Raw genomic sequence first — 13,175 nt, 5'->3', positions numbered from 1 at the left:
GCCCAAGAAAACACAGCTGGAAACGTTGCAAACACCACACCAGACAAAGATGATACCCTTGACCCAAACGCCCCACCCAATGCATACGACGAAGGCGAAGGCGTTATCCATATGGATGAGGAAGATAGATAAACAAAGCTATTTGATGATGATAAAAAGAAATACTATTTTTATTTTACTATTCCTAAAAATACAGCTAAACAACGTTCAATCTCCAGCATTTCCTTTGCTTGAAGAGAGCCAAAAATGGAACTCATTTTGTCACATCTTACCGTCATAATCTTATCAATCATTACTTGCGAAGGTTTTTGCAAACCATTTTTAGCGTTTGGCTGAATCGTAATGCGGAGTAATGGCGCATCAACAAGTGTACTTGTAATTGGTAAAACCGTCATGCTGGTATGTTCACTGAATTGATTGGCTTGAATGATTAACGCAGGTCTTGGTTTACCAAAATCGCCTTGCATAGCTATTGTGACGAGAGATCTACGCATTATTCTGTCCAGCCATCAACATCCATTAAAGATTGATCCATCAACAACTGCATAGATGTATCTGCTTTATCCATTTTTGCGACTAAGCGACATTGGCGTCGGCACTCTTCTGCAAAGTTCGGTTGGCGAGTATCTGGTACCCAAATTTGCATTAAACGCAAACCTGCTTTTCTTTGTGCGTTGCGATGTTTTTGAACGCGTTCATTGACGTGCATTGTAGCCATAACAAAATCTCCATTATGTTTCATGTAACGTATAACATAGAAAAAAGTTACATGAAACACTACTTTTAATAAAACGCAATAATTACAATTTTAATCTATCAATCTGCCCCACCTTTTGTGGGGCTTTTTTATAGGAGCAATACATGAGAACAATATCACCAGAAGGGTTAGCACTGATTAAACAATGGGAAGGTTTACGTCTCAATGCCTATAAAGATGCCATTGGAGTGTGGACCATTGGTTATGGACAAACAAACAATGCTGGAAAACCTTTTGTTCATAAAGGTATGGCAATCACTGAAAAACACGCAGAAGAACTTCTTTGCCAAGACTTAAGACAATTTGAAAATGCCGTTGAACAAGCCGTTCAAGTTTCTTTAACCGATGAACAATTCGCGGCATTAGTCTCCTTTTGCTATAATGTAGGAACAACAGCTTTTTGCAATTCGACCCTATTAAAAAACTCAATAATGGCGATTATGAAGCAATCCCAACCGAATTACAGAAATGGACCAAAGCAGGCGGTAAGCGTCTTGAAGGTCTCGCACACCAGCGCGCGGCAGAAACAAGCTTATGGGCAAAAGGGGCTTATGTTTCCTCCAATTATCAAACAGTAGAAACGCAAGCACTAACGGGTGTTTTCAAAGCAGAAGCCCTTGCACCAGTCGTTGGTTCTTTTTCTGGGCTTGGTGGCTTATTAGCCGGCAATGGTCCAGTGCAATGGGCGCTCGCCACTATCATGGTTTTAGCTGCATGTGCTGGCATTTTCTTTGTTGCTAAACGTTTTCAGGAACACCGCCTATGATCTTATGGATGAAAAGAAATCTGCTGTTAACAGGCGCGGCTCTAGCCGCTTTTTTTATGGCTTTGGCAAAAGCTTTTACCCTCGGAAAAAAGGCAGAACGGCAAAAGCAAACAGAAAAAACCTTAAAGGCAGCAACAACACGTCTGGAGGTGGAAAGTGAAGTTAATCAAAAAAGTGATGCTGATGTGCGTGCTGCTCTCTCTGATTGGTTGCGCGACAAATAAGTATATCTCTTGTGTTGGTTGGTTGCCAATTTATTTAGAGAGGCAAGATGTCAACGTCATCAGTTCCAATTTAGCAAGAGAGATCTTAAAGCATAACAAGCAGGGCGAACGTGTGTGTGGGTGGAAACATGGCTAGGAAAAGAACACAAGACGATATAGAACTTACAGAAGGAGAAAAAGAAATACTTCAAGAAATTATCATGACCTACAAAAGTATAAAAGTGATGTCACGTTATACGAAATGGATTGTACTCATTATACTCTTATTAGCACTTGATTTTTCACGTATTATGGACGCATTGGTAAGTATTTTTACACAAAAACCAAATATCCGACTCTAAACATACTCTGAGACGCGCGAAATTCTTTAGAAAATGATTTCTTAATTTTGCTCGTCTCATGGAGGTGATAGATAATGTCATTGCACATTATAAAACAGTGGCTAACCAAAAACTGAAAGCTTTACCCCCTCCCCGCTTTTTAAGCAAGGAAAGAGAGATTATATCGTAATCTATCCGCTAATCGCTTAAGTGTTTCTTAGACATCTGACGCGACAATAGACATAACAATTATCAAGCCCCTCCAGATATAAAAGACGCCCATTGTTCTAAGAGGACACGGCGCTATTCTAAAAAATCCGTCCGCATGTAAGCCTTTGTCACAGAATTCCCAACTGAATACGCAAGAACAGATTCTGCAACTTCAAATGGTGTTGACGTTGTCTCTGCTATACAGTCCCGCAGAATCGATCTGAAACCATGAAGTCTATAATTAAAACCTTTGTCTTTCATAAATTTAGAAAATGCTACATCAGATATAGGCTTTCCAAAACTCTCAACAAATAAAAAACCATTTTTTTGCTTTTTCAATAATAACAAGCGCTTCAGCTGTAAGCGGGACATGAAAATCAGAAACCTTTCCAACAATTCTCTTCATATTTTCTTTTAGGATAATCCATATTGGTCCATAAATCTCTTCTGATCGAATATGCCTGATTGGCATAAAACAAAAAACCGTCAAAATAAGAATTTTTAAGGCTAGATGTGATACAAGCTCATCATTTTAAGATTGAAAAAACTTAGACATTTCTTTCCATAGCATTGCTGGAATATTTTGGGTATTTTGAATAACTTTCCTAATAAAGCTTTTGCTTTTGGTATCAATTGCATATCCACATCTATACCAAGTGCGGCCGCATGTTTTATAGCTATATTCAAGCGGGATAGAGCTTTACTTGCTGTTTCGTTTTTTGTCTTCCAAATGGGAGAAATGCATCCTTTTATATCAATTTGCGTCAGTTCAATGATTAGCGTATCACCAAGTTTAAGAAAAACATGTAACTCAAGAGGTGTTAACCAGCTTGCTGCTTTTCCTTGATTTTTCAATTCGTTTTTTTCGCTTCAAAAGTACTAGAGGCATTTTCTCGTAAAGAAATACCCACCTGCCCGACGCAAATTTTCTTTTTTTTTCGCCGAATTGGATCAATTCTTTGATCTAAAAGATCACGACAAGCTAAAGCTTTGAACAGTGCTTCTTTTAAAGATACATTGCGACAAGAGCCTAATCCCATTTCTCATCGTCTTTTATTGAGGTCAAACCTAAAAACCCATCATCCTTGATCTGGTGTAGTTTTGATAAGCCATAAACCAGCTCTGTCAGCATATTTGCCTTTAGATAGATTTTTACAGATAAGACAGACAGTCTATCACGTGTTTTTATTCTGCAAACCACCTTTTGAATTGCGCTTGGAGCACTTTCATCTGGTGCCAAGATTATATATAAAAAGCAATTTAATAAAAAAATAAAAACAATTAATTATTAAATAGAAAAAAGATAAACTGCGCTATCAGGTGATATTATAGAGAATTCTAAGGAAAAAAAATTGGTGCACAAACGTGCACGCCGTCCACATCACTCTATATGAATTTTCTTTATTTTCTCATTACTTAGATAGTAAAAACTCTCTTTAAGTTTACTGTTTGCAATTCTATAACGATACTATGAATATGATAACTGTAATAATATGAAAGACGAAGCAATCCTTCTTGGCTAACAAATGTTTCAACCACACCTCGTAAACTAAAAATTTTTTATTCTTAACAGTTAAGAATCTGAGTAACTCTTCCTTACCTCCTCATCCTCACTTAAAGTCAATGCTCCCTTTTTTCACCATAAAATAGTGTTTACAATGCATACAATTTAAAAAAATAAAGACCCTATCAAAGAGATAGGACCTTTTAAATTTAAGCTCCTTTATCCTATAAAACTAGAATTTGTAAGCTATTCCTGCGCGAAAATCATTCGTCTTATACTTAACTTCAATCTCGTCTTTAAATTTCTTTTTACCAAAATCTGAGTAACGATATTCCGCACGTAAAACAAGATTATCTGTCATTGCAAAATCAACACCACCACCCAGAGTGTAACCAATCATCATTTTTGTAGCATCCGATGTCCTGTTAAAAAGCTCAGATCCCGTAATGACTGTCGACAAAACATCTTGAAATTGTCCATAAGCGACACCACCAGCAATATAAGGCATCACACGATGAGCAGAAAACCCAACACGCACCCTTGTGGCTCCAGTCCATTTTTGTTTAAAAGTATGATTAAAAGTTAAGCTATTCTTTTCTTCTGTAGTCTCTGTACCAGAGCGAGAAAAGCTAGGCCCCCGCCCTTTGTCAAACTGTGCCCTTTTATAACTTTCTTTCTTTTTACCATTTTCTTCAGTACCAGCATCAGTTCCAGTACCAGTATCAGTTCCTTCAGGACTCGAACCACCAGCACTCGATTCATCTGCATGAAATCTTGTTTTTGTGTCTTTTTTTTCCGTTAAAATGATATCCGTATCAATCCCCATAATAAAATTATTACCGAGATCAAAATTAACACCCGCATAAAAACCACCTATAAACCCAGAAAGATCGGGCATATGCTGTTTCTCGATGGGTATCCATGATTTACTTTTACTCTCCTCATCAGGATAGAGAGGAATATCAACATAAGGCGTTTTTGCAGAAATTTTACTTGAAAAGCCTCCAACTTGCCCCCCAAAATAAAAACCTGACCAAGAAAAAAGTGAAGAAGAAGCAACTTCTGAAGCAACATGTACAGACTCTTCAGGAACTACGACATCTGCAGCCTGTACTATAGAAGATGAAACCAAAGAAAAAACAGATGCTGTTATAAATTTTGTATTCATAAAATTATACCCCATTGCTAAATTTAAATATAATTAAAAATCACATTTAGAAAAACAAAGTTTTATAAAATTTTATACCAAAAAAACCGCATGCACTCCTTTACATTTACATTTAAATATACCACTACTAAATACATCATTACATCAAAATTGAATTTTATCAAATAAATTTTAATAACTATTAAAATAGTATAATAATGAATACTTTAAATGACAAATCTTTAATAAAAATGTCTATTATATTTTTAAAAATGAGAAAATATAACACATTTTTTATCCAAATTACCGCATAAAAAATCATAAAATAGAATATTTCAAAGCATTTTTTCATGAAAAAATTCTGAAATGATGTAATTATTGTTAGCACATTGATATTTAATTAAAAATATTATAAATATAAAATAGTATAAAAATACCTCTATATGCTTACATATAAGTAGATTCTATGTATATAAAAAACTACATCTATCTTACACTGAAATCATACTACTACTTTTAAAGTATGAGATTATTAACAGGCGCAATATCGTTATCTTTCTAGAGATTATCTCAAAAAAGTCCTCAATCACTTTATTTAAAAATTGCTCTTCCCCTACTGATTTCTATATTATCATCTGCTTTTATTGCAAAACGGTCTTTATTAGGAAAAGTTATAAAACATCCTTTCATACAAATTGTAATTGTTTGATGCGTATTTAAAGAAATTTTTAAAGGTACACTTCCTTCAACAATAATGAGAGAGTGTATCTTTAAATCAGTATTTTTCACTGTTGCAGCAAAAGCTGTTATGGTAAAAATACTTAATAGAATAACTGTAGTAAAAATATAAGTATATTTCAGCATTCTAAGATTCCTTCCTCAGCAAAACGCTTATATAGGCTAAATCGAAGAGCATTGGTTACATGAGAAGATGAGGTAATATTAGGCACATAAATAGCCAAATTAAAGGAAAAACTCTTACGATCAAATGCTGTAAAACTCACCTGTGGGATAGGATTTTTTAAAACGCCTTCTGTCGTAGAAGCAATCTCTAATAAAATTTCAGCAACATGCTCTGGAGCAACCTTAGATGATACAGTAACTGGTACATCAATTCGTCCTACTTTATTACGTCGTGTCCAATTACTAACGTTGTTATTAATAAGGCTTGAATTGGGAATAATAATCGTCTTACGCTGAATGGTCTCAAGTTCCGTTGCACGCACACTAATACGCTTAACAACGCCCCCTACTGATCCAGATTCTATATAGTCTCCTATTTTAAATGGTCTTCCAACTAAAATAATAAGTCCAGAGACAAAGTTTTGGACAATATTCTGTAAACCAAAACCTATACCAAGTGAAAGTCCTCCAGCAATAAGAGCGAAATTTCTAAGATCCAAACCTGCCATTGATAATCCGGTCAAAGCAGATACAACAACACCTCCATAACTTATCACTGTTTTGATAGAATTACGTATACCAGAATCGAACTCTCCATGAACCAACACCACATTATCTAACCAACCAATAAATCTTCGAATAAGAAACCAGCAAACACAAAAAGAAATAATTCCTGTTACAAGAGAAATCAAAGAAAGACTAATATTTCCAATCTGAAAACCGGTCACCGATTGCCACAAAACTGCTTTTAAATCAGAATAGGAAAATCCAAACTGTACAGCAATGGGCATTGCACAAAATATAACAACAAATAAATTGAGAAAAACGCTCACAAAAATTCCCAATTGATTCATTGTTTTTTCTTCTAAATGAAACCTCTGCATCAAAAGATGACCAACCGTTGTTTTCATAAATTGGTCTTTAGTTCCAAGTGCTTGAGCACTTTGTATTCCTAAATACATGAGAACTAAAAATGCTCCATCAATCATAATTTGCTGCGTAATAAAACGCGCAAGTCCAACATAACCTAAAAAATTCAATACAAAGAGCAGTAACCCCAAGCCAATAAGAGGAATGCGTATATAAAATGGCCAAAAGTATGGCTCTTTTTTTTCTTCTTGAACACGCCTAGGTCTAAACCGCAAAGGTACAAATGATATTATAAATAGCAAAATCGCTACAAGAAAAACAGCAATAAAACTTTTAGCAATTGTCAAAGATAGAGGCGCTGAAATGATTTGATAAATACTATCAAGAACAGCGTCAAATGCCAAAATACCCCCTAAAGAAGTGAGTAAAATCACTAATTGATAAGCAGACGATGGTGCAATACTGAGAAGACGCACATGGGGCCGATTCGATGATAGAAGAACAACAGCTAATCGATTGATTAAAAATAATAAAATAATTTGACAACCTATCATATCAAAAACTGTTGTAAGCTTACCTGGATCTAAGTTAAAACTACGAAACAAAAACAACACAAGGTAAACGCAAAGAATACAGATAAGTGAAGGTAAAAGAACTGAAATAAAGGCGATCAATAAGCGTTGTAAATAAGATATTTCCTCATTAGACTTCGTAAAGTGGCAATACACATGAACAAGAACTTTTTGAGAAAAATACGAAAGTCCTAAAGTAATAAAAAGTGGAATTAAAAAGCAAAGAACTAGTTGTAAAAACTTGAAGTAAAATATAAAATTCCACCAAGAATTTAACAAAACAAGAAAATCTGATGAAGCCTCTTTTGTTTTTTGGGCGAGATGTTTAACCATCGGAATCGAAAACTCAAGCCTATACGTAAGCGTGCGTTTAAAAAGCTCCCGAGATTGAGAAATAGAAAGTTCCGCTATTCTATTTGCCGCTAAGAAAATTGCTTCAAAACGAAGCATGATACTGTTAATTTTAGCTTTTTGCTCTATCAAATAGGAATATTCCTTCACTGAGCTTTTCAGTTTTTTTATGTCACGATGGAGCTCCATTAATTGATCAAGAAGTGTATTAATCTCATTAAGAGGAGGACGCAAAACAAATGCTGCCTCAATAGCACGTTCACTGATATCTTGTGCACGTAACCGTAATTCTTCTAAAGCACGCTCATCTTCTGGCTTTCTGTCAAAATCTCTTTTTAAAGTTTCAGTATTTTCTTCAAGAGTCTCAATAATCAACTGTTGTTGTTTAATAATTTCATCAACTGAATAAGAAGCTATCGTTTGTTCGACAATTGTATTTTGTGCCCCCCTATTCCCCCATGCACCAGAATTAAATACAAAGATAATCCCCAAAAGAAGGAAAAGTATGAGGATGCTTTTTCTACAAAATGAATACATATCTACCTTATTAATACAAAAGGGATTTTATTTTTCTTTTTTAAATATGGTATAAAGTAGATATTTTCAACTTTTATAGAATAATCTTATAAAAGCTTTCCCTTATCCTATAATACTGATAATAAGATAAAAGAATGATAAATAAGCTGAACTCAATAAGATTAAAGAAGGCACTCTAGCATGTTTTTTTTGCACCTTTATTGCAAAAAAGAAGATTTTTTTCCTTTGACAACCTGGATTTTTCTATCCAGTTTAGGTGTATTCTTGACGAACAACCTAGAAACGCGTGCTTATTTAATCAAACAATCGCACACCAATAATGTCATTAAAACGAATAGATTTGATTTACATCATAAGTGTGATCAGGTGAATGTTACCACAACTGAAAACAAAAAACTTGTAACACTCCATACAGAATCTATTTTTATCAGGACCTTTCAAAAAATCCTAACATTGGATTTCTTTTTAATAAAGATTCCAGCTGTTGACACACGATTTCGTAACGTTAAAACACAATATTTCTCAAATAAACGCGCTCCTCCCAATGAACACACTTAATTCTCTTCCTTGAATATAAAAACGATCATCTTATTTTAATTGTGCTTTTAACTTTGAATAACTGTTAGATTGCCTATTTACGGAATATATCATGCGTACACCTGGTTGGTTAACTACCCTTTATTGTTTTATTCTTTTAAGCAGCATTTATGTTGCCTTACCCAATTTATTTTCACACGAACAAGTTAACAACTCGAAATTTTTACCCAATACCCGTGTGGCACTTGGTCTTGATCTTCAAGGAGGCTCTTCTCTTCTGCTCGAGGTTGATAGCAAAACGTTAAAACGCGATCAATTACACATCGTTTTAAGCAATGTGCGCAATGTATTGCGTGAAAAACAAATCCGCACCTCAAGTGTGCGTATCGTTGAAGATAGCGTTATTGCCCTTATTTCTGACCCATCGCAAACTGAAAAAGCACTCTCTGCTTTGAAAACATTAATAACCCCCATACACAGTAGCTTTGGCACAACAGAACATAACATCACGATCAGTACTCAAAATGAAACTCTCCGCGTCACATTAACAGAAGCTGGTATAAAAGACCGTATAAGCAATGCTATTGAACAAAGCTTAGAAATCATCCGGCGCCGTATAGATCAAGTTGGTGTTTCAGAACCAGCCATCCAAAAGGTCGGAAATGACCGTATTATGGTCCAATTGCCTGGACTACAAGATCCAAAACAACTGCGTGATCTTTTAGGAACAACTGCCAAAATGAGTTTTCATCTTGTTCCTTCTAATGTGGATCCCAATAATCCACCGATAGGTGTTTCAATTCTTCCTGGATATACTGATGAAACGCAACGCTATGCAATTTATGATCAAATTGCTTTAGATGGAAATGTCCTGAAAGATGCCCGTGCTGGTTTTGATCCACAATTGCCAGGACGTTCTATGATTTCATTTACTCTAGATTCGGCTGGTGCAAAAATATTTGCCGATATAACACGACAAAATATTAACCGTCCTTTTGCCATTGTTCTTGATAATAAGGTTTTAACCGCTCCTACCATCAATAGTGTTATTCCCAATGGACAAGGTCAAATTACAGGAAACTTTGACCCCAAAGAAGCCTCAACTCTGGCTGCTCTGCTCCGCGCTGGTTCCCTCCCCGCACCACTCACCGTCATTGAAGAAAGAACCGTAGGTCCAAATCTTGGCGCTGATGCCATCCAAATGGGGCTTTATACCGGCATAATTGGCTTTATTCTCGTTGCAATTTTTATTTTTCTTCTCTACCGCATTTGGGGACTCATTGCGAATATAGCACTAGCCCTCCATACGATTTTAACATTTGCTGCACTAAGTCTCCTTGGAGCTACGCTTACGCTGCCCGGTATTGCTGGTATTATCTTAGGCATCGGTATAGCCGTTGATGCCAATATTCTCATCAATGAACGTATTCGCGAAGAAAGTCGAAAAGGCGTGAGTGCTTTTGCAGCTCTAGATCGTGGATTTAAACAAGCTTTTGCAACCATTGTTGATGCAAATGTTACAGCCATTATAGCCACTGTTTTACTATTTTGGTTTGGCACAGGCCCAGTTCGTGGTTTTGCTGTAACAATGTTGCTTGGTATTATCATCTCCATGTTTACAAATATCACCATTGTGCGCATCATCATGATTTGGATCGTTCGTAAATGGAAAATTAAAAAACTGCATATTCATTCTGCTTTCAACATCATGCCACAAAACACAACTTTCCACTTTATGAAAGCACGTTTCATTGGTATTGGCGTCTCAATTGTTTTATCAATAGCTTCAGTTTTTCTCTTTTTTAAGCCTGGCTTAAATTTCGGAATTGATTTCATTGGCGGCAGCCAAATGAGTATTACCACGAAAGGACCAGCAGATCTAGCAACCCTGCGTTCCAAGCTTTCTACTCTTAATATTGGTGAAGTTACCTTGCAAAATATTGATAACGAAAATACCGTATTAATTCGCATGCAGAAACAAAGCGGTAGCGAAGCACAACAAACCACCGCCATTGATAAGGTCAAAACAGCTGTACAAAATATCTATCCCGATACCACATTCGATCAAATAGAAGTTGTTGGTCCAAAAATTTCAGGCGAGCTTGCCACAGCTGCTTTTACTGCTGTTATTCTTGCGGCTATTGCCATGTCTCTCTATATATGGTTACGCTTTGAGTGGTTCTTTGCCATTGGAGCCATTGTCACACTCATTCTAGACACCACAAAAATGATTGGCTTTTTTGCTTTATTTCAATTTGATTTTAATTTAACAGCCATTGCTGCGCTCTTAACAATTGTTGGATATTCTATAAATGATAAAGTTGTCGTCTATGATAGGATGCGCGAAAATATGCGTCTTTTTAAAAAAATGCCGTTGCGTGAGCTGATTGATCTGTCAATTAATCAGGTTCTTGTACGTTGTTTTTTTACATCAGCCACAACAATTCTTGCGATGCTCCCCATGGCGATATGGGGTGGAAGTGCTGTTCATAATTTTGCATTACCCATGGTCTTTGGGATTATTATTGCAACATCATCCTCTATCTTTATTGCTGCTCCTATTTTGCTCCTGCTAGGAAATTGGTGGCGTGAGCGAAATAATCGTGCAAATATCAAAGTGAAATAAAAATGCCCTTTAATGCGTATGGTACATCTCGCCTCTCTTCTCATAGAAATATAGTCGTTTTCATTCATTCGCTTTTTGATCAAGAGTAGTAAATAATCCATGCTCCACGACACACCACTTATCACAACTATTGTTGCAGGCTTATGTTTAGCATTTCTCTTGGGAATGATTGCTAGCCGTTTACGTATTTCACCCCTTGTAGGCTATTTGTTAGCTGGTGTTATTGTGGGACCCAATACAGGCGGATTTAAAATAGATTCCGTCATCATTAATCAACTTGCTGAAATTGGTATTATTTTGTTGATGTTTGGTGTTGGGCTCCACTTTTCATTAAAAGACCTTTTATCTGTCAAAGCTATTGCTGTCCCCGCTGCTATTGCACAAATGGCATTTTCTACTTTTCTAGGTTTGTGCCTTGGTCTGATTATGGGATGGGGCTTTAGTGGTAGTTTGATCTTCGGTCTTGCTTTATCCATAGCAAGTACCGTTATCCTGCTACGTGCTTTGCAAGAGCGTCATCTTATTGAAACAGAAAAAGGACGCATTGCCGTTGGATGGTTGATTATTGAGGATTTAGCAATGGTCCTTATACTTGTCCTCATCCCTTCCTTGGCAAGTGCCCTCAGCAATACAAAAAAAGAAGCGTTGGATCCTCTTGTTCAATGGTTAGATTTAAGTATTTGGGGTATTTTTGGTCTCACCATCCTGAAAGTGATTGTATTTATCGCACTTATGCTTGTCATTGGGCGACGCGTTATCCCATGGCTTTTAAAAATGAGCGCACAATCGGGATCACGTGAATTATTTCGTCTTAGCGTCTTTGCTATTGCATTAGGAGTAGCTTTCGGAGCCGCTCATTTATTTGGAGTTTCTCTTTCTCTTGGTGCTTTTTTTGCTGGTATGGTCATGAGCGAATCAGAATTAAGCCACCGTGCTGCGGAAGAATCTTTACCACTGCGCGATGCTTTTTCTGTTCTCTTTTTTGTTTCTGTAGGTATGTTATTTGACCCAGAGAAACTCTTGACTCATTTTTTCCCACTCTTAGCAACCTTATTCATTATCGTAATCGGAAAATCTGCTGTTACCTTTTTCATCGTTAAGGCTTTTCGCTATTCTAATGCAACAGCTTTGACTATTTCTGCAAGCCTTGCCCAAATCGGAGAATTTTCCTTTATCCTTGCTGGTTTAAGTTTAAGCTTAGGACTTTTAAACAATGACGCTCATGATTTAATTCTTGGAGGAGCAATTTTTTCTATTTTGCTCAACCCTCTTGTTTTCATTGCCTGTAATAAAATTAAAAAACGTCTAGAAAAAAATTCTGTATCCTCACAAAATACCCAAACAATTATTGATATTGATCCACAAGATCCTGACCAAGATTTTTTACCGATGACCTTAAAAAATAACCATATCGTAATTATTGGCTATGGTCGTATCGGTAAGTATGTTGCATTATCTTTAATGAATAGAGGTGAACCTATAGTGATCGTAGAAGAATCAAAACGCCTCTCTGATAAAGCGATTGCAGATGGCTTTGAGGCTATTTGTGGCAATATCATTCAACAAGAAATAATAAACGCAGCAAATATAAATAATGCACATAAAGTTGTTATTACAATGCGAAGTACCATTGAAGTAGGAGAATGTATCGTGAATATCCGTGATATGAAGAAAGATATCCAGATAATCACACATGCATTATCCGATACAGAAACAACATATCTCATTGATTTAGGTGCTGATGTTGTAGTAACAGATGATGAAGAAATTGCCAATGGCATTATAGAGTATATAACAGAACGAAGATCTGTAAGGAATATGCTCAATCATGAAAATTTACAGAAAACATAA

Annotated in this window: 14 protein-coding genes and 1 pseudogene; 7 read left to right on the top strand and 8 right to left on the bottom strand. The window is 36.1% G+C overall.

All coding sequences use genetic code 11. The annotated features are described in order from the left end of the window. Nucleotides 1-170 precede the first annotated feature (170 nt). Together ACFIN0_RS06140 and ACFIN0_RS06135 are read right to left on the bottom strand one after the other, a co-directional pair. On the bottom strand, nucleotides 171-494 hold the full coding sequence (locus tag ACFIN0_RS06140) for a type II toxin-antitoxin system PemK/MazF family toxin (RefSeq protein ID WP_375702134.1): 324 nt from the start codon (nucleotides 492-494) through the stop codon (nucleotides 171-173). Continuing rightward, complete coding sequence (locus ACFIN0_RS06135; protein WP_375610701.1) at nucleotides 494-718, bottom strand: antitoxin MazE family protein; 225 nt, start codon at nucleotides 716-718, stop codon at nucleotides 494-496. The genes ACFIN0_RS06140 and ACFIN0_RS06135 overlap by 1 nt, the downstream gene beginning before the upstream one ends. Nucleotides 719-861: 143 nt before the next feature. Between ACFIN0_RS06135 and ACFIN0_RS06130 the strand changes: the two are divergent. From ACFIN0_RS06130 to ACFIN0_RS06115, 4 genes and pseudogenes are all read left to right on the top strand, one after another. Then, nucleotides 862-1,523 (top strand): annotated as a pseudogene (locus ACFIN0_RS06130) (lysozyme). Then, a complete protein-coding gene (locus ACFIN0_RS06125) occupies nucleotides 1,520-1,747 on the top strand; it encodes a hypothetical protein (RefSeq protein WP_375702133.1) in 228 nt (75 codons plus the stop codon). Before ACFIN0_RS06130 ends, ACFIN0_RS06125 begins: the two are co-directional and overlap by 4 nt. After that, entirely contained in the window at nucleotides 1,680-1,883 is a 204-nt protein-coding gene (locus ACFIN0_RS06120; protein ID WP_375686672.1) for a hypothetical protein, read from the top strand. The genes ACFIN0_RS06125 and ACFIN0_RS06120 overlap by 68 nt, the downstream gene beginning before the upstream one ends. After that, nucleotides 1,876-2,088: a hypothetical protein gene (locus ACFIN0_RS06115; RefSeq protein WP_375607123.1), complete on the top strand. Its 213-nt coding sequence runs from the start codon at nucleotides 1,876-1,878 to the stop codon at nucleotides 2,086-2,088. The genes ACFIN0_RS06120 and ACFIN0_RS06115 overlap by 8 nt, the downstream gene beginning before the upstream one ends. A 282-nt stretch (nucleotides 2,089-2,370) precedes the next feature. Here ACFIN0_RS06115 and ACFIN0_RS06110 read toward each other — a convergent pair whose 3' ends face one another. From ACFIN0_RS06110 to ACFIN0_RS06085, 6 genes are all read right to left on the bottom strand, one after another. Next, a complete protein-coding gene (locus tag ACFIN0_RS06110) occupies nucleotides 2,371-2,649 on the bottom strand; it encodes a hypothetical protein (RefSeq protein WP_375702132.1) in 279 nt (92 codons plus the stop codon). Between the two features lie 135 nt (nucleotides 2,650-2,784). Continuing rightward, nucleotides 2,785-3,132, bottom strand: a complete 348-nt coding sequence (locus ACFIN0_RS06105) for a phage integrase central domain-containing protein (protein ID WP_375695861.1) — start codon at nucleotides 3,130-3,132, stop codon at nucleotides 2,785-2,787. After that, nucleotides 3,129-3,317: a hypothetical protein gene (locus tag ACFIN0_RS06100; protein WP_375687618.1), complete on the bottom strand. Its 189-nt coding sequence runs from the start codon at nucleotides 3,315-3,317 to the stop codon at nucleotides 3,129-3,131. Before ACFIN0_RS06100 ends, ACFIN0_RS06105 begins: the two co-directional genes overlap by 4 nt. 696 nt (nucleotides 3,318-4,013) lie before the next feature. Continuing rightward, on the bottom strand, nucleotides 4,014-4,949 hold the full coding sequence (locus ACFIN0_RS06095; RefSeq protein ID WP_375702131.1) for an outer membrane protein: 936 nt from the start codon (nucleotides 4,947-4,949) through the stop codon (nucleotides 4,014-4,016). Nucleotides 4,950-5,519: 570 nt separating this feature from the next. Continuing rightward, nucleotides 5,520-5,792, bottom strand: coding sequence for a hypothetical protein (locus ACFIN0_RS06090; protein ID WP_375607180.1), 273 nt, complete (start codon nucleotides 5,790-5,792; stop codon nucleotides 5,520-5,522). Then, nucleotides 5,786-8,161 (bottom strand): mechanosensitive ion channel domain-containing protein, encoded by a 2,376-nt coding sequence (locus ACFIN0_RS06085; protein WP_375702130.1) that lies wholly within the window; start codon nucleotides 8,159-8,161, stop codon nucleotides 5,786-5,788. The genes ACFIN0_RS06090 and ACFIN0_RS06085 overlap by 7 nt, the downstream gene beginning before the upstream one ends. Before the next feature lie 180 nt (nucleotides 8,162-8,341). Between ACFIN0_RS06085 and ACFIN0_RS06080 the strand changes: the two genes are divergently transcribed. From ACFIN0_RS06080 to ybaL, 3 genes are all read left to right on the top strand, one after another. Continuing rightward, nucleotides 8,342-8,719 carry a hypothetical protein gene (locus ACFIN0_RS06080; protein WP_375607182.1) on the top strand — a complete coding sequence of 126 codons (378 nt, stop codon included), beginning with the start codon at nucleotides 8,342-8,344 and terminating at the stop codon, nucleotides 8,717-8,719. 91 nt (nucleotides 8,720-8,810) lie between these two features. Further along, nucleotides 8,811-11,324, top strand: coding sequence for a protein translocase subunit SecD (gene secD, locus ACFIN0_RS06075; protein WP_375702129.1), 2,514 nt, complete (start codon nucleotides 8,811-8,813; stop codon nucleotides 11,322-11,324). 99 nt (nucleotides 11,325-11,423) lie between these two features. Further along, nucleotides 11,424-13,175 (top strand): YbaL family putative K(+) efflux transporter, encoded by a 1,752-nt coding sequence (ybaL, locus tag ACFIN0_RS06070; protein WP_375607184.1) that lies wholly within the window; start codon nucleotides 11,424-11,426, stop codon nucleotides 13,173-13,175.

Source organism: Bartonella sp. AA89HNZF (assembly GCF_042196905.1).
Lineage (GTDB): Bacteria > Pseudomonadota > Alphaproteobacteria > Rhizobiales > Rhizobiaceae > Bartonella.
Note: the sequence above shows the minus strand (reverse complement) of the source record. Positions and strands in the feature narration are given on the sequence as shown.

Coding starts and splice junctions, on each gene's coding strand:
- ACFIN0_RS06085 (WP_375702130.1), bottom strand. CDS start 8,161: ATGTATTCATTTTGTAGAAAAAGCATCCTCATACTTTTCCTTCTTTTG.
- ACFIN0_RS06140 (WP_375702134.1), bottom strand. CDS start 494: ATGCGTAGATCTCTCGTCACAATAGCTATGCAAGGCGATTTTGGTAAA.
- ACFIN0_RS06115 (WP_375607123.1), top strand. CDS start 1,876: ATGGCTAGGAAAAGAACACAAGACGATATAGAACTTACAGAAGGAGAA.
- ACFIN0_RS06090 (WP_375607180.1), bottom strand. CDS start 5,792: ATGCTGAAATATACTTATATTTTTACTACAGTTATTCTATTAAGTATT.
- ACFIN0_RS06135 (WP_375610701.1), bottom strand. CDS start 718: ATGGCTACAATGCACGTCAATGAACGCGTTCAAAAACATCGCAACGCA.
- ACFIN0_RS06095 (WP_375702131.1), bottom strand. CDS start 4,949: ATGAATACAAAATTTATAACAGCATCTGTTTTTTCTTTGGTTTCATCT.
- ybaL (WP_375607184.1), top strand. CDS start 11,424: ATGCTCCACGACACACCACTTATCACAACTATTGTTGCAGGCTTATGT.
- ACFIN0_RS06080 (WP_375607182.1), top strand. CDS start 8,342: ATGTTTTTTTTGCACCTTTATTGCAAAAAAGAAGATTTTTTTCCTTTG.
- ACFIN0_RS06110 (WP_375702132.1), bottom strand. CDS start 2,649: ATGTCCCGCTTACAGCTGAAGCGCTTGTTATTATTGAAAAAGCAAAAA.
- secD (WP_375702129.1), top strand. CDS start 8,811: ATGCGTACACCTGGTTGGTTAACTACCCTTTATTGTTTTATTCTTTTA.
- ACFIN0_RS06100 (WP_375687618.1), bottom strand. CDS start 3,317: ATGGGATTAGGCTCTTGTCGCAATGTATCTTTAAAAGAAGCACTGTTC.
- ACFIN0_RS06125 (WP_375702133.1), top strand. CDS start 1,520: ATGATCTTATGGATGAAAAGAAATCTGCTGTTAACAGGCGCGGCTCTA.